The sequence below is a fragment of the Pseudomonas sp. 22189 genome, from assembly GCF_052045635.1.
GTDB lineage: Bacteria > Pseudomonadota > Gammaproteobacteria > Pseudomonadales > Pseudomonadaceae > Aquipseudomonas > Aquipseudomonas parakoreensis.
In genome coordinates, this window is the sequence record NZ_JBQEPG010000004.1 from 212,110 (window position 1) to 239,089 (window position 26,980).

26 protein-coding genes are annotated in these 26,980 nt (G+C 61.5%); 14 read left to right on the forward strand and 12 right to left on the reverse strand.

Features of this window, described 5'->3' with window-relative positions:
• Positions 1 to 14 precede the first annotated feature (14 nt).
• The 5 genes from mrdA to ACTJKS_RS05820 all read right to left on the reverse strand — a co-directional run bounded on the left by mrdA (position 15) and on the right by ACTJKS_RS05820 (position 4,927).
• Entirely contained in the window at positions 15 to 1,910 is a 1,896-nt protein-coding gene (gene mrdA, locus ACTJKS_RS05800; protein WP_041064994.1) for a penicillin-binding protein 2, read from the reverse strand.
• A 10-nt stretch (positions 1,911 to 1,920) separates the two neighbouring features.
• Positions 1,921 to 2,388: a 23S rRNA (pseudouridine(1915)-N(3))-methyltransferase RlmH gene (rlmH, locus tag ACTJKS_RS05805; protein ID WP_003185785.1), complete on the reverse strand. Its 468-nt coding sequence runs from the start codon at positions 2,386 to 2,388 to the stop codon at positions 1,921 to 1,923.
• Between the two features lie 9 nt (positions 2,389 to 2,397).
• Positions 2,398 to 2,892: a ribosome silencing factor gene (rsfS, locus tag ACTJKS_RS05810; protein WP_047296815.1), complete on the reverse strand. Its 495-nt coding sequence runs from the start codon at positions 2,890 to 2,892 to the stop codon at positions 2,398 to 2,400.
• A gap of 72 nt (positions 2,893 to 2,964) precedes the next feature.
• Positions 2,965 to 3,687 carry a nicotinate-nucleotide adenylyltransferase gene (gene nadD, locus ACTJKS_RS05815; protein ID WP_108183909.1) on the reverse strand — a complete coding sequence of 241 codons (723 nt, stop codon included), beginning with the start codon at positions 3,685 to 3,687 and terminating at the stop codon, positions 2,965 to 2,967.
• A complete protein-coding gene (locus ACTJKS_RS05820; protein ID WP_108183910.1) occupies positions 3,656 to 4,927 on the reverse strand; it encodes a glutamate-5-semialdehyde dehydrogenase in 1,272 nt (423 codons plus the stop codon). Before ACTJKS_RS05820 ends, nadD begins: the two co-directional genes overlap by 32 nt.
• Before the next feature lie 177 nt (positions 4,928 to 5,104).
• On the opposite strand from ACTJKS_RS05820, the gene ACTJKS_RS05825 reads away from it, so the two are divergent.
• Positions 5,105 to 5,800 (forward strand): DNA-3-methyladenine glycosylase, encoded by a 696-nt coding sequence (locus tag ACTJKS_RS05825; RefSeq protein ID WP_108183911.1) that lies wholly within the window; start codon positions 5,105 to 5,107, stop codon positions 5,798 to 5,800.
• 101 nt (positions 5,801 to 5,901) lie between these two features.
• A complete protein-coding gene (locus tag ACTJKS_RS05830) occupies positions 5,902 to 7,218 on the forward strand; it encodes a bifunctional DedA family/phosphatase PAP2 family protein (protein ID WP_108183912.1) in 1,317 nt (438 codons plus the stop codon).
• A 119-nt stretch (positions 7,219 to 7,337) separates the two neighbouring features.
• On the opposite strand, the gene ACTJKS_RS05835 is transcribed toward ACTJKS_RS05830, so the two are convergent.
• The 3 genes from ACTJKS_RS05835 to ACTJKS_RS05845 are packed head-to-tail and all read right to left on the reverse strand — an operon-like array spanning position 7,338 to position 9,017.
• Positions 7,338 to 7,928: an LON peptidase substrate-binding domain-containing protein gene (locus ACTJKS_RS05835; RefSeq protein ID WP_007960613.1), complete on the reverse strand. Its 591-nt coding sequence runs from the start codon at positions 7,926 to 7,928 to the stop codon at positions 7,338 to 7,340.
• A 10-nt stretch (positions 7,929 to 7,938) separates the two neighbouring features.
• Positions 7,939 to 8,655 carry an LrgB family protein gene (locus tag ACTJKS_RS05840; protein ID WP_007960614.1) on the reverse strand — a complete coding sequence of 239 codons (717 nt, stop codon included), beginning with the start codon at positions 8,653 to 8,655 and terminating at the stop codon, positions 7,939 to 7,941.
• A complete protein-coding gene (locus ACTJKS_RS05845) occupies positions 8,655 to 9,017 on the reverse strand; it encodes a CidA/LrgA family protein (protein WP_047296821.1) in 363 nt (120 codons plus the stop codon). The genes ACTJKS_RS05840 and ACTJKS_RS05845 overlap by 1 nt, the downstream gene beginning before the upstream one ends.
• Positions 9,018 to 9,197: 180 nt before the next feature.
• Between ACTJKS_RS05845 and ACTJKS_RS05850 the strand changes: the two genes are divergently transcribed.
• The 3 genes from ACTJKS_RS05850 (at position 9,198) to ACTJKS_RS05860 (ending at position 12,160) form a co-directional block, all read left to right on the forward strand.
• A complete protein-coding gene (locus ACTJKS_RS05850) occupies positions 9,198 to 9,653 on the forward strand; it encodes a MaoC family dehydratase (RefSeq protein ID WP_108183913.1) in 456 nt (151 codons plus the stop codon).
• Positions 9,654 to 9,763: 110 nt separating this feature from the next.
• Positions 9,764 to 11,491, forward strand: coding sequence for a C13 family peptidase (locus ACTJKS_RS05855; protein ID WP_108183914.1), 1,728 nt, complete (start codon positions 9,764 to 9,766; stop codon positions 11,489 to 11,491).
• A gap of 27 nt (positions 11,492 to 11,518) precedes the next feature.
• On the forward strand, positions 11,519 to 12,160 hold the full coding sequence (locus ACTJKS_RS05860; RefSeq protein WP_007968134.1) for an oxidoreductase: 642 nt from the start codon (positions 11,519 to 11,521) through the stop codon (positions 12,158 to 12,160).
• 107 nt (positions 12,161 to 12,267) lie between these two features.
• On the opposite strand, the gene ACTJKS_RS05865 is transcribed toward ACTJKS_RS05860, so the two are convergent.
• From ACTJKS_RS05865 to ACTJKS_RS05880, 4 genes are all read right to left on the reverse strand, one after another.
• Positions 12,268 to 12,552 (reverse strand): YceK/YidQ family lipoprotein, encoded by a 285-nt coding sequence (locus ACTJKS_RS05865; protein WP_090325509.1) that lies wholly within the window; start codon positions 12,550 to 12,552, stop codon positions 12,268 to 12,270.
• Complete coding sequence (gene ubiX, locus ACTJKS_RS05870; protein WP_007968137.1) at positions 12,545 to 13,192, reverse strand: flavin prenyltransferase UbiX; 648 nt, start codon at positions 13,190 to 13,192, stop codon at positions 12,545 to 12,547. Before ubiX ends, ACTJKS_RS05865 begins: the two co-directional genes overlap by 8 nt.
• Complete coding sequence (gene mpl / locus ACTJKS_RS05875) at positions 13,189 to 14,538, reverse strand: UDP-N-acetylmuramate:L-alanyl-gamma-D-glutamyl-meso-diaminopimelate ligase (RefSeq protein ID WP_047296827.1); 1,350 nt, start codon at positions 14,536 to 14,538, stop codon at positions 13,189 to 13,191. Before mpl ends, ubiX begins: the two co-directional genes overlap by 4 nt.
• 177 nt (positions 14,539 to 14,715) lie before the next feature.
• On the reverse strand, positions 14,716 to 16,629 hold the full coding sequence (locus ACTJKS_RS05880; RefSeq protein ID WP_108183915.1) for a sigma-54-dependent Fis family transcriptional regulator: 1,914 nt from the start codon (positions 16,627 to 16,629) through the stop codon (positions 14,716 to 14,718).
• Positions 16,630 to 17,091: 462 nt separating this feature from the next.
• Between ACTJKS_RS05880 and exaC the strand changes: the two genes are divergently transcribed.
• The 9 genes from exaC to ACTJKS_RS05925 all read left to right on the forward strand — a co-directional run bounded on the left by exaC (position 17,092) and on the right by ACTJKS_RS05925 (position 26,598).
• Positions 17,092 to 18,612: an acetaldehyde dehydrogenase ExaC gene (gene exaC / locus ACTJKS_RS05885; RefSeq protein WP_047296830.1), complete on the forward strand. Its 1,521-nt coding sequence runs from the start codon at positions 17,092 to 17,094 to the stop codon at positions 18,610 to 18,612.
• Positions 18,613 to 18,914: 302 nt separating this feature from the next.
• Entirely contained in the window at positions 18,915 to 20,285 is a 1,371-nt protein-coding gene (gene eat, locus ACTJKS_RS05890) for an ethanolamine permease (protein WP_142579879.1), read from the forward strand.
• Positions 20,286 to 20,448: 163 nt separating this feature from the next.
• Complete coding sequence (locus tag ACTJKS_RS05895; protein ID WP_095668214.1) at positions 20,449 to 21,843, forward strand: ethanolamine ammonia-lyase subunit EutB; 1,395 nt, start codon at positions 20,449 to 20,451, stop codon at positions 21,841 to 21,843.
• Positions 21,844 to 21,848: 5 nt separating this feature from the next.
• Positions 21,849 to 22,673 (forward strand): ethanolamine ammonia-lyase subunit EutC, encoded by an 825-nt coding sequence (gene eutC, locus ACTJKS_RS05900; RefSeq protein ID WP_142579878.1) that lies wholly within the window; start codon positions 21,849 to 21,851, stop codon positions 22,671 to 22,673.
• 114 nt (positions 22,674 to 22,787) lie between these two features.
• Complete coding sequence (locus tag ACTJKS_RS05905) at positions 22,788 to 23,249, forward strand: GNAT family N-acetyltransferase (RefSeq protein ID WP_007958617.1); 462 nt, start codon at positions 22,788 to 22,790, stop codon at positions 23,247 to 23,249.
• A 275-nt stretch (positions 23,250 to 23,524) separates the two neighbouring features.
• Positions 23,525 to 24,175, forward strand: a complete 651-nt coding sequence (locus ACTJKS_RS05910; protein WP_041064947.1) for a DedA family protein — start codon at positions 23,525 to 23,527, stop codon at positions 24,173 to 24,175.
• 4 nt (positions 24,176 to 24,179) lie between these two features.
• Positions 24,180 to 24,992, forward strand: a complete 813-nt coding sequence (locus ACTJKS_RS05915) for a zinc-dependent peptidase (RefSeq protein ID WP_108183917.1) — start codon at positions 24,180 to 24,182, stop codon at positions 24,990 to 24,992.
• Positions 24,993 to 25,104: 112 nt separating this feature from the next.
• Complete coding sequence (gene ppa / locus ACTJKS_RS05920) at positions 25,105 to 25,632, forward strand: inorganic diphosphatase (RefSeq protein ID WP_008052339.1); 528 nt, start codon at positions 25,105 to 25,107, stop codon at positions 25,630 to 25,632.
• A 219-nt stretch (positions 25,633 to 25,851) separates the two neighbouring features.
• Positions 25,852 to 26,598, forward strand: a complete 747-nt coding sequence (locus ACTJKS_RS05925; RefSeq protein WP_108183918.1) for a S24 family peptidase — start codon at positions 25,852 to 25,854, stop codon at positions 26,596 to 26,598.
• The last annotated feature ends 382 nt before the right edge of the window (positions 26,599 to 26,980 follow it).

Genomic DNA, 26,980 nt, shown 5'->3' on the forward strand with positions numbered 1-26,980 from the left:
GCATGCGATCAAAATTATTCATCACGGGCCGTAGCCTCCGCACTGATAGGACCGGCGTATTCGGCCTTCAATCGACCCTCCTGATCCAGAAGCCAGGCATCCATGACCTGACGCACGACGGGCGCGGCGACACCGGAGCCGGACTCACCGTTCTCGACCATCACCGAAACAACGATTTTCGGGTTGTCGGCCGGGGCGAAACCGACGAACAAGGCGTGGTCGCGGTGGCGTTCCTGAACCTTGGAACGGTCGTACTTTTCACCTTGTTTGATCGCGACGACCTGAGCGGTACCGGACTTGCCGGCGATGCGGTATTGCGCACCGATTGCCGCCTTGCGCGCGGTCCCTCTGGCGCCGTGCATCACTTGCTGCATGCCGTGATTGACCTTGGTCCAGTCCGACGGATCGCGCAGGACGATGTCCGGCATCGGGTTTTCATCTACCGGTTTGGCACCTTCGATGGTCTTGGCCAGGTGCGGCCGGTTCCAGATGCCTTTGTTGGCCACCAGCGCCGTGGCCTGCGCCAGTTGCAAGGGTGTGGACTGCATGTAGCCCTGGCCGATCCCCAGAATCAGGGTTTCGCCCGGGAACCACGCCTGTTTGCGCGTCGCACGCTTCCACTCGCGGGACGGCATCAGGCCGGGAGATTCTTCGAACATGTCCAGCGAGACCTTCTGGCCGATGCCGAATTTGTTCATGTAGGCCGACAACCGATCAATGCCCAGCTTGTGCGCCAGGTCATAGAAGTAGGTGTCGTTGGAACGCATGATCGCCGTGTCGAGGTCGACGAAGCCGTCACCGGTGCGGTTCCAGTTGCGGTACTTGTGATCGTAGTTGGGCAGCATGTAGTAACCGGGGTCGAACACCCGGCTCGACGCCGTCACCACACCGGCATCGAGACCGGCAATCGCCACCGCTGGCTTGATCGTCGAACCCGGCGGGTACAGACCGCGCAGCACCCGGTTGAACAGCGGCCGGTCGATGGAGTCGCGCAGCTCGGCATAAGCCTTGAAGCTGATGCCGGTGACGAACAGGTTCGGGTCGAAACTCGGCTGACTGACCATTGCCAATACTTCGCCCGTGTTCGGATCGAGCGCCACCACTGCGCCGCGCCGCCCGCCCAGTGCAGCTTCCGCCGCTTCCTGCAGTTTGATGTCCAGACTCAGGACGATGTCCTTGCCGGGAATCGGATCGGTCCGCTTGAGCACGCGCAGCACGCGGCCGCGGGCGTTGGTCTCGACTTCCTCGTAACCCACCTGCCCGTGCAGCTCCGGCTCGTAGAAACGCTCGATGCCGGTCTTGCCGATGTGGTGGGTGCCGCTGTAGTTGACCGGGTCGAGGGTCTTCAGCTCTTTCTCGTTGATCCGCCCCATGTAACCCACCGAGTGCGCAAAATGCGCGCCCTGCGGGTAATGACGCACCAACTGCGCGACCACTTCCACCCCGGGCAGGCGGAACTGGTTCACCGCGATCCGGGCGATCTGCTCTTCGGTCAGCTCGAACAGAATCGGCACCGGCTCGAACGGCCGGCGCCCCTGGCGCATGCGTTTTTCGAAGATCACCCGGTCCTCGGGCGTCAGCTGCAGCACTTCGACGATCACGTCGAGCACTTGCTGCCAGTCGCCGGAGCGCTCGCGGGTCATGCTCAGGCTGAAGCTCGGACGGTTGTCCGCCACCACCACGCCGTTGCGGTCGAAGATCAACCCACGGGTCGGCGGAATCGGCTGCACATGGACGCGGTTGTTTTCCGAGAGTGTCGAGTGATACTCGTACTGGATCACCTGCAAGTAGTACAGCCGCGCAATCAATACGCCGATCAACAGCATGACCGCAACAGCCCCGAACACGACGCGGCTACGCACCAGGCGGGCGTCCTTTTCGTGGTCCTTGATGCGGATCGGCTGAGACATGAGGGCAGGACTACTTGTGGTAAGGGTGACCGGACAGCACGGTCCAGGCACGGTACAGCTGTTCGCCGATCAGGATCCGCACCAGCGGGTGCGGCAAGGTCAGCGGCGACAACGACCAGCGCTGGTCGGCGCGGGCGCAGACTTCCGGCGCCAGCCCTTCGGGGCCACCGACCATGAAGTTGACCGTGCGCGAATCCAGCCGCCAACGGTCGAGTTCGACCGCCAGTTGCTCGGTGCTCCAGGGCTTGCCGTGCACTTCCAGCGTGACGATCCGCTCGTTCGGCCCGACCTTGGCCAGCATGGCTTCGCCTTCCTGGCGGATGAAACGGGCCACGTCGGCGTTCTTGCCACGGGTATTGAGCGGAATTTCCACCAGTTCCAGCGCCAGTTCGGACGGAAGACGCTTGGCATACTCATGCCAGCCTTCTTCCACCCACTTGGGCATGCGTGAACCGACGGCGATCAGTCGCAGTCGCACAGCAATCCCTTACAGCTGGTCTTTGTTGAGCTTGGTGAAATGCTCGTGGGTGTTTTCCGGGCTGTGGTGCTTGGCATCTGCCGCACGGCTTTGCTCGGCACCGGCCCACAGGCGCTCCAGGTCGTAGAACTGACGCGCCGAGGCAGTCATCATGTGCACGATCACCAGGTCGAGGTCGAGCAGCACCCAGTCGCTGTCGCCCTTGCCTTCTTCGCCCAGCGGCCTGGCGCCCTGCTTTTTGACTTCTTCACGGACCTTGTCCAGCATCGCGTTGATCTGGCGATTGGACGTACCAGTGGCGATGATCATGTAGTCGGTGATGCTCTGCTTGTCGCGCACATCGATGATCTGGATGTCTTGTGCCTTGACGTCTTCCAGAGCTGCCACGGCAACCTTGACCAGCTCGTCGCCCTTGAGCGGCTCGTTGGTGTTGGCGACTTCCGGCAGCGGTGCGCTCTTGAACGTGCCTTTGCGCTTAACTTTGCTTACGTCTTTGTCAGTCATATAAAACTCGTTTTGCTCGTATATTCGGCGGCTTGGCGATACGTGGATTCGTATCAGTGAAGCACGCCTTGTTCAGTTCGACGCACGGTAAAGACCGTGCGCATCGATGTAGGCCAGGACCGCGTCGGGCACCAGGAAACGTACCGACTTACCGCTGGCCAGCAGTTGACGGATCTGGGTGGCGGAAACCGCGAGCGGTGTCTGCCAGACGAATGCAATCTGTCCGCTCGGCCCTTTCAGGGCCAGCGGGTCGCTCACCGAACGCGCTGCCAGCAGGTTGCGCAAGGCATCCGGCGGTTCGCTGTCGGCGTCCGGGCGCTGTAGCACCAGGATGTGGCAATGCTGGAGCAACTCCTCCCAGCGGTGCCAAGTGGGCAGGCCGCAAAATGCGTCCCAGCCCAAAAGCAGAAAAACCTGGGTCTCGGCGGCCATTTCGGCACGCATCAACTCCAGGGTATCGATGGTCCAGGACGGTTTGTCCCGCTGCAATTCGCGGGCGTCCACCACCAGCGGCGGCACTCCGGCCACCGCGCACTCAACCATGGCCAGCCGATCCTGCGCCGACACTTGCGGCGTATCACGATGCGGCGGCCGGGCGCTGGGCATCATGCGCAGCTCGTCGAGCCCAAGCGCTTCAGCGACTTCCAGCGCACCGCGCAAATGGCCGATGTGCACCGGGTCGAACGTGCCGCCCAGTACGCCAATGCGTTGCGGGCGAGACTCGCTGCCGGTTTGCGGCGCTGTCAGGTCGAGGTCGGTCAAGTCAGACCGTCGCCTGGCCGCGCAACTGGCCATCACCGACCACGATGTACTTCTCGCAGGTCAGCCCTTCGAGACCCACCGGGCCGCGGGCGTGCAGCTTATCAGTAGAAATGCCGATCTCGGCACCCAATCCGTATTCGAATCCATCGGCGAAGCACGTCGGGGTGTTGATCATCACCGACGCCGAGTCGACTTCCGCGACGAAACGCCGGGTGTCGGCGAGGTTTTCGCTGACGATCGAGTCGGTGTGGTGCGAGCCGTAATGGTTGATGTGTTCGATGGCCTGGTCCAGCCCGTCGACCACGCGGATCGACAGGATCGGTGCCAGATACTCGGTGTTCCAGTCGTCTTCACTGGCCGCTATCGCGTCGATGATCGCCCGGGTGCGTTCGCAGCCACGCAGCTCGACGCCTTTCTGGCGGAACTGGGCAGCCATCGCCGGCAGGAAATCCTTCGCAACACTTTGATCGACGAGCAGCGTCTCCATCGCGCCACAGATGCCATAACGGTAAGTCTTGGCATTGAAGGCGATGCGCTGGGCTTTGGCCAGATCGGCGTGGGCACTGACATAAACGTGGCAGATGCCGTCCAGGTGCTTGATCACCGGCACGCGGGCGTCACGGCTGATGCGCTCGATCAGGCCACGGCCACCGCGCGGCACGATCACGTCGACGTACTCGGGCATGGTGATCATCGCGCCGACGGCAGCGCGGTCGGTGGTTTCGACCACTTGCACCACGGCTGCCGGCAATTCGGCCTCGGCCAGACCGCGCTGGATGCACGCGGCAATCGCCCGGTTGGAATGAATCGCCTCGGAACCACCGCGCAGGATGGTTGCGTTACCGGACTTCAGGCACAGGCTGGCGGCATCGATGGTCACGTTGGGCCGGGATTCGTAGATGATCCCGATCACACCCAGCGGCACGCGCATCTTGCCGACTTGAATGCCGGACGGGCGGAAGCTCATGTCACGGATCGCACCGACCGGATCCGGCAGTGCTGCCACTTGGCGCAGGCCGACGATCATCCCGTCGATGCGCGCGGGAGTCAGTTCCAGACGTTCCAGCAAGGCTGGCTCCAGACCATTGGCGCGACCGGCGGCCAGATCCTGTTCATTGGCTGCGGCCAGCTCGGCGCGAGCAGCGTCCAGCGCATTGGCAGCAGCCTGCAAGGCGCGGTTTTTCTGCGCGGTGCTGGCACGGCCGATGACCCGGGAAGCTTCGCGGGCGGCGCGACCCAATCGGGTCATGTAGTCAAGAACGGACTCAGTCATGGTCTGTTGGGGTCTTGGCAAAGAGGAAAGCGGCAGATTATAGCTGTCGCGTCCCGGGACTAACAGCGGTGACAGGCGGATGGTCGAAATGGACTGCAATTTGCCGACGTTCAGCCGTAATTAAGCCGCGGATTGTTATCATCACGACCTCCTTCGCCTGGATAAACACCGTTTGCCATGTCCAACCTGACCGTTCGCGCCACCGCCGAGCGCCTGCCACTGGGCCTTCCGGACAATTTTTTCGACCGTGACGCGCAAGTGCTGGCCCGCGATCTGCTCGGCAAAGTCATCCGCCACCGGGTCGGCGATCTGTGGCTCAGCGCCCGGATCATCGAAACCGAAGCCTATTACTGCGCGGAAAAAGGCAGTCACGCGTCTCTCGGCTACACGGAAAAGCGTAAGGCTTTGTTTCTGGATGGTGGACACATTTATATGTATTACGCCCGTGGCGGCGATTCGCTGAACTTCAGCGCTCAGGGGCCCGGCAATGCGGTGTTGATCAAATCCGCCTACCCGTGGGTCGATGAAATCAGCGGACCGGCGAGCCTGGCGCAAATGCTGCTGAACAATCCCGATGCCCAAGGCCGGCCGCGTCCTTCGCAAAAGCTGTGCGCCGGGCAGACACTGCTGTGCAAGGCGCTTGGGCTGAAAGTGCCGATGTGGGACGCCAAGCGTTTCGACCATGAACTGCTGCTGGTGGAAGACACCGGCCCGGCGCCGACGCAGATCATTCAGACCACCCGCCTGGGCATCCCCCATGGCCGCGACGAACACCTGATGTACCGCTTCGTCGACGCCGCGTATGCCCAGTGGTGCACGCGGAACCCGTTGCGCCGGGGTCAGGTCGAAGGGCGCGATTATTTCCTGTTGTAAACACGTAACCCTGTAGGAGCTGCCGCAGGCTGCGATCTTTNAAAAGATCGCAGCCTGCGGCAGCTCCTACAGGGATCATCAATGGTTTGGAGTTTTTTGGTATGGGCCCATGGCTCGATAGCGTAACCGGATGGCTGGCGGCCAATCCGCAGTGGCTGGCCGCTGCGGTGTTTATCGTCGCATTCGTGGAGTGTCTGGCCATTGCCGGAATAATCGTGCCCGGCACCGTGCTGTTGTTTGCCGTGGCCGTACTGGCCGGCAGCGGTGCACTGTCATTGAGTGAAACCCTGCTGCTGGGCTTTCTGGGCGGGCTTCTGGGCGATGCGGTGTCGTATTACCTGGGCCGCCATTTCCACCAGAACATCCGCCGCCTGCCGGGTCTGCGCCACCATCCGGAATGGATGGCCGGGGCCGAAACCTACTTCCAGCGTTACGGCATCGCCAGCCTGCTGGTCGGGCGCTTCATTGGCCCGCTGCGGCCGATGTTGCCGATGGTCGCCGGGATGTGCGACATGCCCTTCCCGCGTTTCGCCGCCGTCAGCCTGCTGGCCGCCGCTGGCTGGAGCGTCGCCTACCTGCTGCCGGGTTGGGCCACCGGCGCGGCGATCCGCTTGCCGCTGCCGGAAGGTTTCTGGCTGCAGGCCGGCATTGTTGCGGCCAGTATCGCAGTGATGGTCGGCCTGAGCGTCAACAGCAGCTTGCGCCAGCATCGCCGGGCGACAATCTGGATCAGCAGCATGAGCCTGTTGATTCTGATCGGCCTGTTTATTGGCTATCCGTATCTGCACGCCCTCGACCAGGGCGTGATGACCTTGGTGCAGGAACATCGGCAGCCGATGCTCGATGAAATCGCGGTGACCTTCACCCTGATCGGTGAATTCCGCAATATGTTGATGTTCAGCGCCCTGCTCACCGGTCTGTTGCTGCTGTGCCGGCAATGGCGCCAGGCAATCTTTGCCGGTGGCGTGCTGCTGTGCACCGCGCTCCTCAATACCGTCACCAAACAGTTTTTCGCCCGGGTCCGCCCGGAAGTGCTGACCGATCCGTTGACCAGCTACAGCATGCCCAGCGGTCATGCCTCCGGTTCGTTCGCGCTGTTTCTGGTGCTGGCGGTCCTCGCCGGTCGCGGCCAACCGCCGCGCATGCGCTTGACCTGGCTGCTGCTCGGCTGTATTCCGGCGCTGTCGATTGCTTTGTCACGAGTCTATCTGGGCGCGCATTGGCCGACAGATATTCTGGCGGGTGCGATGCTGGCGGCATGCGTGTGTGCAGCGGGCCTGTGGCTGAGTCAGCGCAAGGCGCCGCTCAACGCCATGCCGTTCAAGGTCTGGTGGCTGATTCTGCCGGCACTGCTGGTGCTGTTCAGCCTGTTCGTTCTGCGGCATCTACCGGACACGATGTTGCGTTACGCTTATTGAGAAGCAAAAGATCGCAGCCTGCGGCAGCTCCTACAGGGTTTTGATTTCACATGCGCACGATGGCGCGGGTATGAAATGAATCTCATGTAGGAGCTGCCGCAGGCTGCGATCTTTTTCGCTCAGGCGAACAGCTCGCCCTGCAGCTCATCGAGCAGCGCCTGGATCGCATCCAGTCGCTGCTGCGGATCGTCGAGTTGCAGCAGGTCGATCTTGTCTTCTTCGGCGAACGGCAACAGATACGCCAGTTGATTGGCCAGCGACTGCTGCCCCAGCGCTTCGGTGCCCATGTTCAGCGCCTCGACCATCGGGTGCTCGGCCAAGGCCTTGAGCAGCGCCACCAGATCGGCGTCTTCGTCCTGCAGCGGTTGCTCCGGTTCATCGTCCAGCCATTCGACGTCGGCGAGGATCAACTGATCGCGCTGCACTTCCGTGCGCAACACCTGAAAACGCCGCCCGCCCTGCACCCGGATCCCGAGCAGACCGTTGTCCTGTTGCTGAAAATCGGTGATCCGCGCCTCGCAGCCGACCAGGGCAAAGCCTTCGGGCGCGACGCCGACTTCGTGGCCGTCGAGGATGCACACTACGCCAAAGCCGCCACCCTGTTTCATGCAGCGGCCGATCATGTCCAGGTAGCGCGCCTCGAAGATCTGCAAGTCAAGGTTGCAGCCGGGAAACAGCACTGTGTTCAGCGGGAAAAGCGGCAGACTCATAGACATTTCCTTAGACCACCATCGACACCGCCAACGGCAGGAACACTGCCGTGGCCACGCCCATCAGACTCATCGCCAGCGCCGCGAAGGCGCCGCACTCATCGCTTTCCTGCAGCGCCACCGAGGTGCCGACCGCGTGTGCGGTCATGCCCAGCGCCATGCCCCGCGCTTCAGGACTGTGCACGCCGAGCCGGGTCAGCAACGCCGGGCCGAAGATCGCGCCAATCACCCCGGTGATCAACACGAACACCGCCGCCAGCGCCGCCACGCCACCGATCTGCTCGGCCACCAGCATCGCAATCGGCGAAGTCACCGACTTTGGCGCCATGGTCATCAAAATCATGTGCTCGGCGCCGAACCACCAGCCGAGCAACACGCCCATGCCCGTGGCGACTACCCCGCCTATCACCAGCGTAGTAAAAATCGGCCAGAACAATTGGCGGATGCGCTTGAGGTTCAGATACAACGGCACCGCCAACGCCACCGTCGCCGGGCCCAGCAGAATGCTGAGGATCTCGGTGCTCTTGCGGTACTCGGCATACGTCAGGCCGCAGCCGACCAGCACGCCGATCACCAACAGCATCGAGACCAGCACCGGTTGCAGAAAGATCCAGCGGGTTTTCTCGAACGCCGCCAGCACCAGTTGATAGGCACCGAGGGTGATGCCGATGCCGAACAGCGGATGATGAATCACCGAAGCCCAGGCACCTTGCCAATCGAAGAGCATCAAGCGTCCTCCGAGTTCGGTGCGTGACGCTTGACCAGCCGTTGCATCAGCACCCCGGCGAAGGCCATCGACAGGATCAACGACAGCACCAGCGCGCCGACAATCGCCCAGAAGTCCGCGGCAATGTCGCTCGCATACACCATCACGCCCACCGCCGGCGGCACCAGCAGCAACGGCAGATAACGTAACAGGCTGCCGGCGGCGAGGTTCAGCGGCTCGCCGACTTCACCACGCATGATCAGGAACACCAGCAACAGCAGCAGACCGATGATCGGCCCCGGCAGCACCGGCAACAGCAAATGGTTGAGTGCCGTGCCGAGCAGTTGAAACAGCACCAGCATGGTCAGGCCACGTAACAACATCAGACATCTCCCCCCGCAAGTCCTCGGCATTATAAGCACGGCGGCGCTATGGATCGGCATTCGCCAAAAGCATGGTCGGTTGACCGGAGCAAAACGCCATGATGATCTACAGTGGTTCGCAGGGCGGTCAAATCCCCCACCTGAAAAACTATAAAACCGATGAACCCAAGGAGAGTCTCAATGCCCTATGTTCCCGTTGCAGAGCTCAAAGATTATGTCGGCAAGGAACTCGGACGTTCCGAATGGCTCACCATCGATCAGGAGCGCATCAACCTGTTCGCCGAAGCCACCGGGGATTATCAGTTCATCCATGTCGACCCGGTCAAAGCCGCGCAAACGCCATTTGGCAGCACCATTGCACACGGTTTCCTGTCGTTGTCGCTGATCCCGAAACTGATGGAAGACATCCTCGTGCTGCCGCAAGGCCTGAAGATGGTGGTCAATTACGGTCTGGACAGCGTGCGTTTCATCCAGCCGGTGAAGGTCAATTCAAGAGTGCGCCTGAAAGTCGACCTGGCCGAAGTGACCGAGAAAAAACCCGGTCAATGGCTGCTCAAGGCCACCGCGACGCTTGAGATAGAAGGCTCGGACAAACCGGCCTATATCGCCGAACCGCTGTCGCTCTGCTTCGTTTGAGTCACCGGATGCGAAACAGCGCACGCTGTTTCGCATCCGCGCTGTTTTCCCGGCTGTATAAGGTCACATGGCTGCGGCATACTCGGTCGCCTAATTGCCCGGATCCCGCTATGCGCCCACTCGCTTCTCTTGCACCCCTTGCCCTGACCCTGATGCTCACCGCGTGCGGCGACGGCGAATCGCTGCTGCCCCCGGATGCACGCCTGCCGGACGGCGGACGCTATCGCGGTGAACTGGTCAACGGCTTGCTGCAAGGCCAGGGCCGCGTCGACTATCCCAACGGCAGTTGGTACGCCGGGCAGTTCGACAAGGGCCAATGGCATGGCCAGGGCGAATGGCACGGCAGCAACGGCGAGGTTTATCGCGGCCAGTTCCAGCAGGGCCTGTTCGACGGCCAAGGCAGTCTGACCACCAATGCCAGCAGTTACACCGGCGGTTTCAAGCAGGGCCGACGCGATGGCGAAGGCACGCTGAAAGAAAACGGCATGACCTACCGTGGCGAGTTCAAGGCTGACCAGTATTCCGGGCTGGGGCGTCTGGAAATGGACGACGGCAGCGCCTATCAGGGCCAATTCGCCCACGGCAAACCCAACGGCGAAGGCCAGCGCGGCGATGCCAGCGGCAACACCTTCAGCGGCCATTTCGTCAACGGCCAGCTCGAAGGCAATGGCACGTTCAACAGTGCCGATGGCGACATCTATGTCGGCGGTTTCAAGAACAGCCAACTGCACGGCAAAGGCCGCTATGAAAACGCCGACGGCGACGTGTGGCTCGGCCAGTTCAAGGAAGGCGCGCTGACCGGCAAGGGCGAATTGATCGGCGCCGACGGCAGCCACTACATCGGCTATTTCAATGACTGGCGCTTCAGCGGCCAGGGCCGTTTGAACCTGTCTGACGGCAGCTTCTACATCGGTGAGTTCGACAGCGACAGCTACGCCGGGCGCGGCACCCTGGTGCTGACCGACGGCACCGTGCTCAGCGGCACCTGGATCAACGGTCAGCGCGTGCGTGACGCCGACGGCAAGCTGCTGCCCGACACCCTCGAACTCGGTCTGCTGGCCCAGGGCCGCCTGCTCGAAAACGCGCTGGCCGCCGTGCCCGCCTCGACCCCGGCGGTGGAGCTGTACACCCTGACCCTCGGTGGCGACGGCAAGCAAAGCGTGTTCCTGCGCGAGTCCGACTACGTCGCCAACATGCTCACCACACGTTTCGGCGCTTTCGGCCAGATTCGTCTGGTCAACCACCGTGACCACCTCACCGACCGGCCAATGGCCACCCGCGAAAACCTGCGCCGCGCCGCGCAGACCCTCGCAGAGCGCAGCGGCCCGGAAGACCTGGTGTTCATCTACCTGACCAGCCACGGCACCGCCGAACACGAGCTGGTGCTCGACCAGCCGCGCATGGAGCTCGCCGACCTGCCCGCCGACGAACTCGCCACGGTGCTGGCGCCGCTGAAGAATCGCGACAAGGTGATCGTGATTTCATCGTGCTATTCCGGTGGTTTCATCCCCGCGCTGAAAGATGAGCGCACCCTGATCATGACCGCCTCGCGAGCCGACCGCGTGTCGTTCGGTTGCTCGGAAGAAGCCAACTTCACCTACTTCGGCGACGCCTTGTTCGCTCAGGCGCTGAACCAGACCGACGACCTCGAGCAAGCCTTCAAACTGGCCAAGGCCACCGTCGCAGAGCGCGAACTGGCGGACAACTTCGAAGCCTCGGAGCCGCAGATCTGGGCACCGAAAACCGTGCTGGCGCACTGGCAACTGCTGCGTAAGCAGCAGGCCAGAAAAGCGTTGCAGAGTGCTGCGTTGAACGACGGAGCCACAAACAGCAACTAAGCTGAACAGTATCAAGGGAGAAACACTATGTACTTGACGCCTCAGCACGTATTGCTTGCCGGAGCCACCGGACTGACCGGTGAGCACCTGCTCGACCGTTTGCTCAACGAGCCGACGATCACCCGCGTGCTCGCCCCGTCCCGCCGGCCACTGGCGGAACATCCGCACCTGGAAAACCCGGTGGGCGACCCGCAGGCGTTTCTGCCGCAACTCAGTGGTCGCGTCGATATCGCCTATTGCTGCCTCGGCACCACGATCAAACAGGCGGGTTCCGAAGCCGCGTTCCGCGCGGTGGATCTGGACATGGTCGTGGCGTTCGCCAAACGTGCGCGGGAGATGGGCGCGCGGCACCTGATCGTGATCAGCGCACTGGGCGCCGATCCGAAATCGTCGATTTTCTACAACCGGGTCAAAGGTGAGATGGAGCAGGCGTTGCGCGCGCAGGACTGGCCGCAACTGACCATCTGCCGACCATCGCTGTTGCTGGGCGATCGCACCGAGCCGCGCCTGGGCGAACAACTGGCCGCGCCGTTTTCCAAATTGATTCCCGGCAAATACCGCGGCATCGAAGCCTGCCAACTGGCCCGGGCGATGTGGCGTCTGGCGCTGGAAGAACAGGATGGGGTGCGGATCGTCGAGTCGGATGAGCTGCGCAAGCTCGGCAAATAATTCATAGCGCCTGGACGAAAGCTTTCGCGAGCAGGCTCGCTCCCACATGGGGACGCGGTGCAAATGTGGGAGCGAGCCTGCTCGCGAATGGAGTGCGCAGCACTCCCCTACAACCCACCAGTCGCCTGAAAGCTCACGCCAATCACGGTCAGCAAAGACAACGGCAACAGCAACGTATCGAGCAACGCACTCGCCGGCAGGTCCACCCCCGGATAGCTCGGCGCCTCGGCCCCGAAGCGATCCATCGCACAGCACCCGCCATTCATCGCATACAAATCCAGGCGCGTCCCGGAATACACCACTGGCGCGCCCGGTTTGGCTGCATCCAGCGTACGCGCGGTGGCGCAGCCGGCCAGTTGCAGCGCCAGCACAATCGTCAGCAGCTTATTCATCGCTGCTCAGATGATGCTCGCCCCAACGCGGCAGCATGTCCTGAGGAATGCCCAACAGATTGAGAATCCGCGCGACAACGAAATCGATCAGGTCGTCGATGGTCTGCGGCTGATGATAGAAGCCTGGCGACGCTGGCAGGATGGTCACGCCCATGTTCGACAGCTTGAGCATGTGTTCCAGATGAATGCTAGAATACGGCGCCTCGCGCGGCACCAGAATCAACTGGCGACGCTCCTTCAAGGTGACGTCCGCTGCGCGTTCGATCAGATTGTTGCAGGCACCGGTGGCAATCGCCGACAGGGTACCGGTGGAACACGGCACCACAACCATCGCCGCTGGCGCGCCGGAGCCCGAGGCCACCGGCGACATCCAGTCTTCCTTGCCGTACACGCGGATCTGCCCGGCGGCCGCCCCGGTGTATTCGGTAAGGAACGCCTGCATCATCTGCGGCTTGGGCGGCAGCGTGACATCGGTCTCGGTGGCCATCACCAGCTGCGCAGCCTTGGAGATCAGGAAGTGCACTTCACGATCTTCGCGCACCAGGCAATCGAGCAGGCGCAAACCGTACTGCGCGCCGGACGCGCCGGTCATCGCCAGCGTGATGCGCTCCGGACCGCCGCTCTGGGCGAACGTGTTCATTGCAGTGCCTCGGCGAGCTTGCCGTGCAGGCCGCCGAAGCCGCCGTTGCTCATGATCACCACGTGGGTGCCGGGTTGCGCCTGGCTCTTCACGCGTTCGATGATGCCTTCGAGCGAATCGCTGACAATCGACGGCACGCTGCACAGCGCCGCGGTGGCTGCCAGATCCCAACCGAGGTTGGCCGGGGCATACCAGATCACCTGATCGGCATCGACCACGCTGTCCGGCAGACCGTCACGGTGCGCGCCGAGCTTCATCGAGTTGGAGCGCGGTTCGATGATCGCGATCAGCGGTGCGTCGCCGATGCGCTTGCGCAAACCATCGAGGGTGGTGGCGATGGCCGTCGGGTGGTGGGCGAAGTCGTCGTAGATGGTGATGCCGCGCACTTCGGCGACCTTCTCCATTCGGCGTTTGACGTTCTTGAACGCGCTCAAGCCGGCGATGCCCATCGCAGGCACCACACCGACATGCCGCGCCGCTGCAAGAGCAGCCAAGGCGTTGGCCACGTTGTGCTGACCGGTCAATTCCCATTCAACGGTGCCTTGGGACTCACCTTCGAACAGCACTTCGAACGCCGAGCCATCGTCCTTGAGCAACTTGACCTGCCACTGACCGCCGGCACCGGTGGTTTGCACTGGAGTCCAGCAGCCCATTTCGATCACGCGCTGCAAGGCCGGTTCGGTGGTAGGGTGAATCACCAGACCTTCACTCGGAATAGTGCGCACCAAGTGGTGGAACTGCCGCTCGATGGCCGGCAGATCGGGGAAGATGTCGGCGTGATCGAACTCAAGGTTGTTAAGGATCGCAGTGCGCGGACGGTAGTGGACAAACTTCGAACGCTTGTCGAAGAAGGCGCTGTCGTACTCGTCAGCCTCGATCACGAAGAACGGCGTACCGCCTAGACGGGCCGACACCGAAAAATTCTGCGGCACGCCGCCAATCAGGAACCCCGGGCTCATGCCGGCGTGTTCCAGCACCCAGGCGAGCATGCTGCTGGTGGTGGTCTTGCCGTGCGTACCGGCGACCGCCAGCACCCAGCGCCCTTGCAGCACGTGATCGGCCAGCCATTGCGGGCCGGAGACGTACGGCAGGCCTTTGTTCAGCACATATTCCACCGCCGGGTTGCCGCGGGACATGGCGTTGCCGATCACCACCAGATCCGGCGCCGGATCGAGCTGGGCCGGGTCGTAGCCCTGGGTCAGTTGAATGCCCTGGGCCTCAAGCTGCGTGCTCATCGGCGGATAGACGTTGGCGTCGGAGCCGGTCACGTGATGGCCCAACTCTTTGGCCAGAACCGCCATCGAGCCCATGAAAGTCCCGCAGATACCCAGAATATGAATGTGCATAGTCGACCTCGTAAAACATGGCCGCAGGTTAGCGCAGGGAGGGGGAAATCGCACTCTTTAGCTGATCACCATCACTCCACCTGTAGGAGCTGACGAGTGCAACGAGGCTGCGATCTTTTGATCCTGTAAAGAACAAGATCAAAAGATCGCAGCCTTCGGCAGCTCCTGCGGGGGGATTTATGCGGTTCGGGCGATACCGTGTTTACGCAGCTTTCTGTAGAGGGTATTGCGGCTGACCCCGAGCTGCTGCGCGGTCTGGGTCATGTGCCAGCGCGTTTGCTCCAGCGCATCGAGCAACGCCAGACGTTCAGCGTCCTCCAGCGGATGCTCAGACTCAACCGACTTCAGCTCCAGCGGCGGCCGTACCTGCCGAATCATCGCCGGCAAATCGTCCAGCCCGATCCGCCCTTCATCGCACAACGCCGCCAGCGTGCGCAGAACATTGCGCAACTGCCGCACGTTGCCCGGCCAGTTGAACGCCAGCAACGCCTGACGGGCCGCCTCGTCAATCACGATTGTCTCGCCGCCGGCCTCCTCGGCCAGCAGGAAATCCAGCAACTGCGATTTATCACTGCGTTCGCGCAGCGCCGGCAGCGCAACTTCGAGGCCATTGAGCCGGTAATACAGATCTTCACGAAAACTGCCGTCTTCGACCCGCTCCAGCAAATTACGGTGGGTGGCGCTGATGATCCGCACGTTGACCGCTTCCGGCTCGCCGCCAATCGGCACCACCTGCCGGTCTTCCAGCACCCGCAACAACCGGGTTTGCAGCGCCAACGGCATGTCACCTATCTCATCGAGAAACAGCGTGCCGCCATCGGCCTGCTGCAGCTTGCCGCGCATGCCATCCTTGCGTGCGCCGGTGAAACTGCCGCCGCGATAACCGAACAGTTCGCTCTCGATCAGGCTTTCCGGGATCGCCGCGCAATTGAGGGCGACGAAGGCTTTGTTGGCGCGCTGGCTGGCGTGATGCACAGCCTTGGCGAAGGCTTCTTTGCCGGAGCCGGTTTCGCCATTGATGAGCAGCGGCACGTCGCGCTCGAACACCCGCAGCGCCTTGCGAAAATCCGCTTGCAGCGCGGCGTCACCGAGGCAGATGCCCGCCAGTGGCTGAGCTTTGGCCACGACCGGGGCCGGCATGATCTTCTCCGGTTTACGCGACTCGCCACGCAGCAAGGCAAACAGATGCCGCCCATCGCGGGTGCGCAGCGGCCAACTGGCGCTGGCATTGGCGCTGGCACGACCGAGCAGTTCATCCAGCGAGCAATCGAAAAACGCTTCCACCGGCTTGCCGAGCAAACCACCGCGAATATGCCCCAACAGGTTCAGCGCACTCTGGTTGACCGCGCTGATCCGCCCTTCGCCGTCAAACGCCAGCAGCCCTTCGCTGAACAAACCGACGGATTCGGCCTGAAGATGGAAACGCAGCAGCCACTGGTTATCGAAGCAGCGCAGGAAATAGCAGCTCTCGATCATCTTCGCCGACAGATTGACCAGCGCCATGGTGTGGAACTGGCTCTGGCGCGAAACGTCGTGGCGCGCCGAGGAGACGTCGAGCACCGCCAGCAATTCGCCGTGCGGGTCGAACACCGGGCTCGCCGAGCAGGTCAGGCCGGTGTGGCGACCGCGAAAGTGTTCGTCCTGGTGGATGGTCAGCGCCTGGCGCTCGACCAGGCAAGTGCCGATGCCGTTGGTGCCTTCGCAGGCTTCGCTCCAGTCGGCGCCGAGCCACAGGCCGGCACGTTCGAATATCTTGCGCTCGGCGGGTGCGGTGACGCAGTTGAGGATCACTCCTCGCGCATCGGTCAACAGCACCGCATGACCGGCGCCGGACAGTTGTTGATGCAGGCTGCTCATTTCGTTGCCGGCAATCTGCAACACCTGTTGCAGACGCTCGCGGCTTTCAAGCACGCGCCCGTGTTCGAGCACCGTAGGCGCCATGGTCAGGGCCGGATCGAGGTGGTAGTCCTCAAGACAGCGCAGCCACGAGCGGGCAATCGACGGATCGGCACCCGGCCCGTGCAGGTGCGGCTTGCCCTGACTGACGGTGAGAACCTGCTGGGCATGGCGACTCAAATGGTTGTCGTGCATTTCTTATTATTCTCCCCGAGATCAGTGCCGCCTCTTTATTGGCTGGCACATACCTTGTGGTGAGGGGATTTATCCCCGATCGGCTGCGCAGCAGTCGTAAATCCGGCATACGCGGTGAATCTGAGTCGCCACAATTTTTTTTGGGGCTGCTTCGCAACCCATCGGGGATAAATCCCCTCACCACAAGGGTGCATCTGGGCGATTGGCAGTCAGCATCCTCCAGCCATCGACGCATTGCAATGCTGGCAAGACCAGCCGGTCACAGGCTGTGCCAAAAGCGGTACAAACTGTCACCCCCTCTGTACCGAAACCAGCACAGGCTCCGTCCGCCCGTCCGACACAAACCACGCAAGGCCTTGATTTGCCTGCCCGGCGCGGCAATGGCCCGACCTTTGCTCTACGCTTATAGCAAGCGCACTTGCGCGTTTCTCTAATAAGTACAAAGCCAAGGAGAACAACATCATGCGTTACGCTCACCCCGGTACTGAAGGCGCCAAAGTCTCGTTCAAGAGCAAGTACGGTAACTACATCGGCGGCGAGTTCGTCGCGCCTGTCAAAGGTCAGTACTTCACCAATACCTCGCCAGTGAATGGCCAGCCGATTGCCGAATTCCCCCGCTCCACTGCCGAAGACATCGACAAGGCACTGGACGCCGCCCACGCTGCTGCCGATGCGTGGGGCGCGACCTCGGTGCAGGCGCGCTCGCTGATCCTGCTGAAAATCGCCGACCGCATCGAGCAGAACCTCGAAACCCTGGCGATCACCGAAACCTGGGACAACGGCAAAGCCATCCGCGAAACCCTCAACGCCGACATCCCGCTGGCGGCCGACCACTTCCGCTACTTCGCCGGGTGCCTGCGCGCTCAGGAAGGCAGCGCGGCCGAAATCGACGGCAACACCGTGGCCTATCACATCCACGAACCGCTGGGCGTGGTCGGCCAGATCATCCCGTGGAACTTCCCGCTGCTGATGGCCGCGTGGAAACTCGCTCCGGCACTGGCCGCCGGCAACTGCGTGGTACTCAAGCCTGCCGAGCAAACCCCGCTGGGCATCTGCGTGCTGATGGAGTTGATCGGTGATCTGCTGCCACCGGGCGTGCTCAACGTGGTGCAAGGCTTCGGCAAAGAAGCCGGCGAAGCACTGGCCACCAGCAAACGCATCGCCAAGATCGCCTTCACCGGCTCGACCCCGGTCGGCTCGCACATCATGAAATGCGCCGCCGAGAACATCATTCCTTCCACCGTGGAACTGGGCGGCAAGTCGCCGAACATCTTCTTCGAAGACATCATGCAGGCCGAGCCGAGCTTCATCGAGAAGGCTGCCGAAGGTCTGGTGCTGGCGTTCTTCAACCAGGGCGAAGTCTGCACCTGCCCGTCCCGTGCCCTGGTGCAGGAATCGATCTATGACGAATTCATGCAAGCGGTGATGAAGAAAGTCAGCCAGATCAAACGCGGCGACCCGCTGGACACCGACACCATGGTTGGCGCTCAGGCGTCCGAACAGCAATTCGACAAGATCCTCTCGTATCTGGAAATCGCCAAGGGCGAAGGCGCCGAGCTGCTGACCGGCGGCCAGGTGGAAAAACTCGAGGGCAATCTGGCGACCGGCTATTACATCCAGCCAACCTTGCTCAAGGGCACCAACAAAATGCGCGTGTTCCAGGAAGAAATCTTCGGCCCGGTGGTGAGCATCACCACATTCAAGGACGAAGCCGAAGCCCTGGCGATCGCCAACGACACCGAGTTCGGCCTCGGCGCCGGCCTGTGGACCCGCGACATCAACCGCGCCTATCGCATGGGCCGCGCGATCAAGGCCGGTCGCGTGTGGACCAACTGCTACCACCTGTACCCGGCGCACGCCGCGTTCGGCGGGTACAAGAAGTCTGGCGTCGGCCGTGAAACCCACAAGATGATGCTCGATCACTATCAGCAGACCAAAAACCTGCTGGTGAGCTACGACATCAATCCGTTGGGCTTCTTCTAAAACCCGGGGCAACACAGATGTTTCTGTGTTGCCCTCCCAATAGCTATCGCTGGCAAGCCAGCTCCCACAGGGATCTTTGCAGATCTCGATAACGGGCACACCACAGATACCTGTGGGAGCTGGCTTGCCAGCGATGGCGTCCTAAATGACACGACAAAAGGCCTGGCCGCTCTGGCACGGCCCTTGCGTACCCGTCATTCAGGTTTTGCAAAAAAACTGCCGCTGCGTGAACAGCTTCCATCCACCGCAACCGCTGCACCCGAAAGTCCAACAGATCGAACAATAAAAAACAGAGAGGACTTATGACTTCCACCACACAGCTCAAACCCACACTCGGCACCCTGCACCTCTGGGGCATTGCCGTCGGCCTGGTGATTTCCGGCGAATACTTCGGCTGGAGTTACGGCTGGGGCACGGCCGGCACCCTCGGATTTCTGGTCACGGCGCTGATGGTCGCGACCATGTACACCTGCTTTATCTTCAGCTTTACCGAACTGACCACCGCGATTCCCCACGCAGGCGGGCCGTTTGCCTACAGCCGCCGAGCGTTTGGCGAAAAAGGCGGACTGATCGCCGGCATCGCCACGCTGATCGAATTCGTCTTTGCCCCACCGGCGATTGCCATGGCCATCGGCGCCTACCTCAACGTGCAATATCCGGGACTCGACCCGAAAATCGCGGCGGTCGGCGCGTATTTCGTGTTCATGACCCTGAACATCCTCGGTGTCAGCATTGCCGCCACCTTTGAACTGGTGGTCACGGTGCTGGCGGTCGCTGAATTGCTGGTGTTCATGGGCGTGGTTGCGCCGGGCTTCAGCTTCAGTAACTTCGTGCTCAACGGCTGGTCGGGCGCCAACGAGTTCACACTGGGTTCGATCCCCGGGATCTTCGCAGCGATCCCGTTCGCCATCTGGTTCTTCCTCGCCATCGAAGGCGCGGCCATGGCCGCCGAAGAAGCCAAGGATCCGAAACGCACGATTCCCAGGGCTTATGTCAGCGGCATTCTGACTCTGGTATTCCTCGCCATCGGCGTGATGGTGATGGCCGGCGGTGTCGGCGACTGGCGCCAGCTGTCGAACATCAACGATCCACTGCCGCAGGCAATGAAAGCGGTAGTCGGCAACAACTCCTCGTGGATGCACATGCTGGTGTGGATCGGCCTGTTCGGCCTGGTGGCGAGTTTCCACGGGATCATCCTCGGCTACTCGCGACAGTTCTTTGCCCTCGCCCGCGCCGCTTACCTGCCGAAAAGCCTGGCCAAGCTGTCGCGCTTTCAGACCCCGCATCGGGCGATTCTGGCTGGCGGCGTGATCGGCATCGCGGCGATCTACAGCGACGGACTGGTCAACCTGCAAGGCATGACCCTGACCGCCGCGATGATCACCATGTCGGTGTTCGGCGCAATCGTGATGTACATCATCAGCATGCTCAGCCTGTTCAAACTGCGCAAAACCGAACCGAACCTGGAACGCACCTTCCGCGCCCCGGGCTACCCGGTGGTGCCGGCGATTGCGTTGTTTCTGGCGGTGGTGTGCCTGGTGGCGATGGCGTGGTTCAACACGCTGATCGGCTGCGTGTTCCTCGGCTTCATGGCCGCTGGCTACCTGTACTTCCAGCTGACCGCCAAACAACGCGCCGACGCCCCGGCAGACGCTATGCTCGAAGGTATCTGACTGCCATATAAAAGTGCACAGCGCCCATCCAGGCACTGTGCCGGAACCCTGTAAGAGCTGCCGGAGGCTGCGATCTTTTGATCTTGTTTTTAGAAAATCAAAGTCAAAAGATCGCAGCCTCCGGCAGCTCCTACAGGGGGTGTATCAATTACAGGAGGACAGCATGGCCGCATTTGCCCATTCCGTCGGCGCCCAGACCTATCGCTTCGACAGCCTCAAGGACGTCATGGCCAAAGCCAGCCCGGCGCGCTCGGGAGACTTCCTGGCTGGCGTTGCCGCGCTCAACGACGGTGAACGCGTGGCCGCGCAGATGGCGCTGGCCGACATCCCGCTCACGCATTTTCTGCAGGAAGCGTTGATTCCCTACGAAGCCGATGAAGTCACCCGACTGATCATCGACACCCACGACAAACAAGCATTCGCCGTGGTCAGCCACCTCACCGTCGGTGGTTTCCGTGACTGGCTGCTCAGCGATGCGGCGGACGAAACCAGCCTGCGCAAGCTCGCCCCCGGCCTGACCCCGGAAATGGTCGCCGCCGTGTCGAAAATCATGCGCGTGCAGGATCTGGTGCTGGTGGCGCAGAAGATCCGCGTGGTCACAAAATTTCGCGGCACCCTCGGCCTGCGCGGGCGCCTGTCGACCCGCCTGCAACCGAACCATCCGACCGACGAGCCGTCTGGCATCGCCGCGAGCATTCTCGACGGCCTGCTTTATGGCAACGGCGACGCGATGATCGGCATCAACCCGGCCACCGACAGCATCGCCTCGATCTGCGCGATGCTGGAGATGCTCGACGCGATCATCCAGCGCTACGACATCCCGACTCAGGCCTGTGTGCTGACCCACGTCACCACCTCGATCGAAGCGATCAATCGTGGTGTGCCGCTGGATCTGGTGTTCCAGTCGATCGCCGGCACCGAAGCGGCCAACGCCAGTTTCGGCATCAACCTCAATGTATTGCAGGAAGGCTATGACGCCGGGCTGAGCCTCAAACGCGGCACCCTCGGACAGAACCTGATGTATTTCGAGACCGGTCAGGGCAGCGCACTATCGGCCAACGCCCACCACGGTGTCGACCAGCAGACCTGCGAAACCCGGGCCTACGCCGTCGCGCGGCACTTCAAGCCGTTTCTGGTGAACACCGTGGTCGGCTTTATCGGCCCGGAATATCTGTACAACGGCAAGCAGATCATCCGCGCCGGCCTCGAAGATCATTTCTGCGGCAAGTTGCTCGGCGTGCCGATGGGTTGCGACATCTGCTACACCAACCACGCCGAAGCCGATCAGGATGATATGGACACCTTGCTGACGTTGCTCGGTGTCGCCGGGATCAACTTCATCATGGGCATTCCCGGTTCCGACGACATCATGCTCAACTACCAGACCACCTCGTTCCACGACGCGCTCTACGCCCGTCAGACTTTGGGCCTGAAACCGGCGCCGGAGTTCGAGCAATGGCTGGCGAACATGGGTATTTTCACCCAGGCGGACGGCAAGGTTCGCTTTGGCAACAACCTGCCGCCGGCCTTCCGCCAGGCGCTGGCGCAACTGGGATGAGTATGATGGAAAAACCGCCTGTGGACCCGCAAAACCCGTGGCTGGAGCTGCGTCGCCTGACCCCGGCGCGCATCGCTCTGGGCCGCACCGGTACCAGCCTGCCAACCCGTGCCCAGCTGGATTTCCAGTTCGCCCACGCTCAGGCGCGAGATGCGGTGCATCTGCCGTTCGATCATGCCGGGCTCAGCGCGCAACTGCGCGAACGCGGGCGCGACAGTTTGTTGCTGCACAGCGCGGCGACCGATCGCAACAGCTACCTGCAACGTCCGGATCTGGGGCGCAAGCTCAGCGACACCTCGGCTCAGGCCCTGCGTGAGCACGCGCAGGCCAATCCCGGCGGGGTCGACGTGGCGATTGTGGTGGCGGACGGTTTGTCGGCGCTGGCGGTGCATCGCCATACCTTGCCGTTTCTGACCCGTCTGGAGGAGCTGATGAGTACCGACGGCTGGTCACTTGCCCCCGTGGTGCTGGTGGAACAGGGTCGAGTGGCCATCGGTGACGAGATCGGTCAGTTGCTGGGCGCAAAAATGGTCGTGATGCTGATCGGCGAGCGTCCGGGCCTCAGCTCGCCCGACAGCCTCGGTGTGTATTTCACCTACAATCCAAAAGTCGGGCTGACCGATGCTTATCGCAATTGCATCTCCAACGTGCGGCTTGAGGGCTTGAGCTATGGCATGGCGGCGCATCGCTTGTTGTATCTGATGCGCGAAGCCTGTCGGCGGCAGCTGTCGGGGGTCAATCTGAAGGACGAGGCGCAAGTGCAGACGCTGGAGTCGGACACCGGTGCGGACATGAAGGGAAACTTCCTGCTTGATCCACCCGCAACCTGAACCGTTTCCGCATTGCGTTTCTGCGCTGCTTTAAGGCAGGATCGAAGCACGGCCGCAGGGTTTCCCATCGCCGTCAGAGCAGTTGAAGACAGCCACTTGAAGACGAGACCTATCATGCGGATTATTCAAGCGACCCTCGAACACCTGGATTTGCTGACCCCGTTGTTCGTCAAATATCGCGAGTTCTACGGTTCCCTGCCTTACCCGGATTCCTCCCGCGCGTTTCTCGAAAAACGCCTGCGACGCAAGGAATCGGTGATTTATCTGGCCCTGGCCGATGATGACGACAAGAAGTTGATGGGTTTCTGCCAGCTGTATCCGAGCTTTTCCTCGCTGTCGCTCAAGCGCGTGTGGATTCTCAACGATATCTACGTCGCCGAAGACGCCCGCCGCCAACTGGTGGCCGACAACCTGATCCGCACCGCGAAGAAAATGGCCAAGGAAACCCAGGCCGTGCGCATGCGCGTGTCCACCAGTGCGGACAATGAGGTGGCGCAGAAGACCTACGAATCCATTGGCTTCAAGGAAGACACCGAGTTCAAGAACTACGTGTTGCCGATCAGCGACGAGCTCTGAAATCAAAAGATCGCAGCCTTCGGCAGCTCCTACAGGGATAACGCATTCCAAAGGTAGGAGCTGCCGAAGGCTGCGATCTTTTTAGCCCCTCCCGTCATTCCTGACAATTCATCACACCCCGACATCCCTCGCTACAAAACCAACGCGCTTTTCACCTCTCAGACCGTATAATCCCGAGCTTTCCGGCTTGTAAGAAAAACTACACCCCGCTGTAGGCTTACACCCGAATCATCCGCACAGGCCTGCCGAGTCGGGCCGTCACCACAGGTGCCCCCATGGATTTCAACCCGCTTGACCTTATCCTGCATCTCGATGTGTACCTCGATTTGCTGGTCACCAACTACGGGCCGTGGATCTACGCGATTCTGTTCGCTGTCATCTTCTGTGAAACCGGTCTGGTGGTGATGCCGTTCCTGCCGGGTGATTCGCTGTTGTTCATCGCCGGTGCGGTGGCGGCGGGCGGTGGCATGGATCCGGTCCTGTTGGGCGGTCTGTTGATGCTCGCGGCGATCCTCGGCGACAGCACCAACTATGTGATCGGACGAACGGCGGGCGAAAAACTCTTCAGCAACCCGAATTCGAAAATCTTCCGTCGCGATTACCTGCAAAAAACCCACGATTTCTACGACAGGCACGGCGGCAAAACCGTTACCCTGGCGCGCTTCCTGCCGATCATCCGCACGTTTGCACCGTTCGTCGCCGGCGTCGGGAAAATGCCTTATCCGCGTTTCTTCGCGTTCAGCGTGTTCGGCACCGTGCTGTGGGTCGGCGGTCTGGTGACCCTGGGTTATTTCTTCGGCAACGTACCGTTCATCAAAAAGAACCTGTCGCTGCTGGTGGTCGCCATCATCCTGCTGTCGCTGGTACCGATGATCATCGGTGTGGTGCGCAGCCGTTTCGGCGGCGCCAAAGTCGAAACCCACTGATCCGATGTGGTCACTGAGCGCCTGGCGTCGCCGGCGCATTCTGGCCAGGCACCCGATTGCCGACGACCTGTGGCAACGGGTGCGCCATCACCTGAGTTTTCTCGACGGCATCAGCGCCGCCGAAGACCAGTGGCTGCGTGAAGCCTGCGTGCTGTTCCTCGAAGAAAAACACCTGACCGCTCTGCCCGGCGTCGAACTGCATCAGGAACAACGCCTGCTGCTCGCCGCCCAGGCCCAGTTGCCGCTGCTCAATCTCGGCGACTTGAACTGGTATCAGGGTTTCCACGAAATCGTCCTTTATCCCGATGACTTTCTCAGCCCGCAACGGCATCGCGATGCCAGCGGTGTCGAGCACGAGTGGGACGGTGAACACAGCGGCGAAGCCTGGCAACAGGGCCCGATCATCCTCGCCTGGCCGGGGGTGATGGCCAGTGGTGGCTGGGAAGGCTACAACCTGGTGATCCACGAACTGGCGCACAAACTCGACATGCTCAATGGCGACGCCAACGGTCTGCCACCGCTGCACGCCGACATGCGCGTCAGCGACTGGGCCGAGGTCATGCAACACGCCTACGATGACCTCAACCGCCAGCTCGACCGCAACCCCGACGCCGAAACCGCCATCGACCCGTACGCCGCCGAAAACCCGGCGGAGTTCTTCGCGGTCACCAGCGAATACTTTTTCAGCGCCCCGGATCTGCTGCACGCGGCTTATCCACAGGTCTACTTGCAACTGCAGCTTTTCTACCGGCAGGATCCGTTGGGCAGGCTGCGGCAACTTCAGGCCACAGACCCGGTCTATCAGGCGCACGCGTAAGCGCTGCACGACTTCTGGTACGTGGCGTCGGCGTAGGAATATGCCTATAATCGCCGCCACTTTTTGGTCAATCCGGCCAAGTGTTTTTGGTCAACTACGGGGGCAACGCCCAATGAGCTACAGCAAGATTCCGGCTGGCAAAGACCTGCCGAACGACATCTACGTCGCGATCGAGATCCCGGCCAACCACGCGCCGATCAAATACGAAATCGACAAAGACAGCGATTGCCTGTTCGTTGACCGTTTCATGGCCACCCCAATGTTCTACCCGGCCAACTACGGTTACATCCCGAACACCCTGGCTGACGACGGTGATCCCCTCGACGTACTGGTTGTGACCCCTTACCCGGTTGCTCCAGGCTCGGTGATCCGCGCGCGTCCAGTCGGCATCCTGAACATGACCGACGACGGCGGCGGCGATGCCAAAGTCATCGCAGTGCCACACGACAAGCTGTCCCAGCTGTACGTCGACGTGAAGGAATACACCGACCTGCCACCGCTGCTGATCCAGCAGATCGAGCACTTCTTCGCGAACTACAAAGATCTCGAAAAAGGCAAGTGGGTCAAGATCGAAGGCTGGGCTGGCGCTGACGCCGCTCGCGATGCGATCACCAAGTCGGTTGCTGCCTACAAGGGCTAAGCACCGTCTGCTGGACGCCTGAAGAAAACCCCGGTTGATCCGGGGTTTTTTGTGCCTGAGAAAAGGCGATTTAAACAGCATGTTTATTGCGGACTACAGAAAAGTTTCGAAGTGAGTGTTTTCCCACAAGCACGTCTTACATCCAGTCGCAAAATACAGCCTTTTTTTGAACACCCGGTTTATTCAAACCGCTCTGGCACGGCCGTAGACTCGGTGTTTATGAGAAAGAACACTAGCGGTCCAAGATTCAAGGCACTCCTGGAAGCAGCGAACATCACCACCACGGGATTCGCAAAGTTCTGGGGCACGGAAGCCCAAAACATTCATAACTGGTACACCCGGGGCGTCCCGGCGTATCGCATGGAGGAAGTCTCACGCCTGCTTTCGGTCAACAGCGAGTGGCTGAAGACCGGTGAAGGCAGCAAAGAGTCACCGCGCCTGCAAACGCCTGCCAGCAACGGCGACACCTTTGATGCCGAGGCCATCCGCGGCGTCTACACCGTCATCGACCCCAGGGACATCGAACTGCCGTTTTTCAAGGAAACGCCGATCACCAACGGTGCTGGCAAAACTCACGTCATCCTCGACCCCGAACAAACCATCCGCCTGCCCCGCGCCCACCTCGACCAACTGGAAATCCGCCACACCGACGCCATCTGCGCACACATGATCGGCAACAGCATGGCCGAGCGCATCGAAGATGGCTCCATCGTCGGCATCGACCGCGGCCTGACCCAAGTGGTCGACGGCGAAATCTACGCCATCGAACACGACGGCATGCTGCGCATCAAATACCTGCACCGCATGCCCGGCAACGCCCTGCGCTTGCGCAGCCACAACAGCGCCGAACACCCGGACGAAATCTTTCGCGCCGCGCAAATCGATGAGCAGCGAATCCATATCCTGGGCTGGGTATTCTGGTGGTCGACTTTGGGCAAACGCCGGCCGGTGGTGCCGTTTCTCTGATCGGATACGGACCTTCGACCCTGCACCAACCCCTGTGGGAGCGAGCCTGCTCGCGAAGAGGCCCCGAAAATCAGTACAAAATACGAATTTTGCCCCCCCGCAGTGGCTCTATTCCGCACTTGAGACTGGGAATCCCCGACAAAACTCAGTATCCTGCGCCCCACATTTGCGCATCGACCCGCTCCCGCGGCCCAGATGACGCCCGACGCGGCAGACCAACGTCTGACCAAGTCCCACAGCCGGACGCAGATCCGGGTGTACGTTTTGAAGGCTGACGCGGTTTACCAAAAATAAACCAAGCCAGTCCCCGAGAAGCCGGCCACAAGCCGGCTTTTTAATGCCTGCTAAAAAATGTCCTATTCAGCCTTTCGGCATATAAATG

Excerpts from the sequence above, each read along its gene's own strand:
- mrdA (WP_041064994.1), bottom strand. The coding sequence starts at position 1,910 with ATGTCTCAGCCGATCCGCATCAAGGACCACGAAAAGGACGCCCGCCTG.
- rsfS (WP_047296815.1), bottom strand. The coding sequence starts at position 2,892 with ATGACTGACAAAGACGTAAGCAAAGTTAAGCGCAAAGGCACGTTCAAG.
- nadD (WP_108183909.1), bottom strand. The coding sequence starts at position 3,687 with ATGGCCAGTTGCGCGGCCAGGCGACGGTCTGACTTGACCGACCTCGAC.
- ACTJKS_RS05820 (WP_108183910.1), bottom strand. The coding sequence starts at position 4,927 with ATGACTGAGTCCGTTCTTGACTACATGACCCGATTGGGTCGCGCCGCC.
- ACTJKS_RS05825 (WP_108183911.1), top strand. The coding sequence starts at position 5,105 with ATGTCCAACCTGACCGTTCGCGCCACCGCCGAGCGCCTGCCACTGGGC.
- ACTJKS_RS05830 (WP_108183912.1), top strand. The coding sequence starts at position 5,902 with ATGGGCCCATGGCTCGATAGCGTAACCGGATGGCTGGCGGCCAATCCG.
- ACTJKS_RS05835 (WP_007960613.1), bottom strand. The coding sequence starts at position 7,928 with ATGAGTCTGCCGCTTTTCCCGCTGAACACAGTGCTGTTTCCCGGCTGC.
- ACTJKS_RS05840 (WP_007960614.1), bottom strand. The coding sequence starts at position 8,655 with ATGCTCTTCGATTGGCAAGGTGCCTGGGCTTCGGTGATTCATCATCCG.
- ACTJKS_RS05845 (WP_047296821.1), bottom strand. The coding sequence starts at position 9,017 with ATGTTGTTACGTGGCCTGACCATGCTGGTGCTGTTTCAACTGCTCGGC.
- ACTJKS_RS05850 (WP_108183913.1), top strand. The coding sequence starts at position 9,198 with ATGCCCTATGTTCCCGTTGCAGAGCTCAAAGATTATGTCGGCAAGGAA.
- ACTJKS_RS05855 (WP_108183914.1), top strand. The coding sequence starts at position 9,764 with ATGCGCCCACTCGCTTCTCTTGCACCCCTTGCCCTGACCCTGATGCTC.
- ACTJKS_RS05860 (WP_007968134.1), top strand. The coding sequence starts at position 11,519 with ATGTACTTGACGCCTCAGCACGTATTGCTTGCCGGAGCCACCGGACTG.
- ACTJKS_RS05865 (WP_090325509.1), bottom strand. The coding sequence starts at position 12,552 with ATGAATAAGCTGCTGACGATTGTGCTGGCGCTGCAACTGGCCGGCTGC.
- ubiX (WP_007968137.1), bottom strand. The coding sequence starts at position 13,192 with ATGAACACGTTCGCCCAGAGCGGCGGTCCGGAGCGCATCACGCTGGCG.
- mpl (WP_047296827.1), bottom strand. The coding sequence starts at position 14,538 with ATGCACATTCATATTCTGGGTATCTGCGGGACTTTCATGGGCTCGATG.
- ACTJKS_RS05880 (WP_108183915.1), bottom strand. The coding sequence starts at position 16,629 with ATGCACGACAACCATTTGAGTCGCCATGCCCAGCAGGTTCTCACCGTC.
- exaC (WP_047296830.1), top strand. The coding sequence starts at position 17,092 with ATGCGTTACGCTCACCCCGGTACTGAAGGCGCCAAAGTCTCGTTCAAG.
- eat (WP_142579879.1), top strand. The coding sequence starts at position 18,915 with ATGACTTCCACCACACAGCTCAAACCCACACTCGGCACCCTGCACCTC.
- ACTJKS_RS05895 (WP_095668214.1), top strand. The coding sequence starts at position 20,449 with ATGGCCGCATTTGCCCATTCCGTCGGCGCCCAGACCTATCGCTTCGAC.
- eutC (WP_142579878.1), top strand. The coding sequence starts at position 21,849 with ATGGAAAAACCGCCTGTGGACCCGCAAAACCCGTGGCTGGAGCTGCGT.
- ACTJKS_RS05905 (WP_007958617.1), top strand. The coding sequence starts at position 22,788 with ATGCGGATTATTCAAGCGACCCTCGAACACCTGGATTTGCTGACCCCG.
- ACTJKS_RS05910 (WP_041064947.1), top strand. The coding sequence starts at position 23,525 with ATGGATTTCAACCCGCTTGACCTTATCCTGCATCTCGATGTGTACCTC.
- ACTJKS_RS05915 (WP_108183917.1), top strand. The coding sequence starts at position 24,180 with ATGTGGTCACTGAGCGCCTGGCGTCGCCGGCGCATTCTGGCCAGGCAC.
- ppa (WP_008052339.1), top strand. The coding sequence starts at position 25,105 with ATGAGCTACAGCAAGATTCCGGCTGGCAAAGACCTGCCGAACGACATC.
- ACTJKS_RS05925 (WP_108183918.1), top strand. The coding sequence starts at position 25,852 with ATGAGAAAGAACACTAGCGGTCCAAGATTCAAGGCACTCCTGGAAGCA.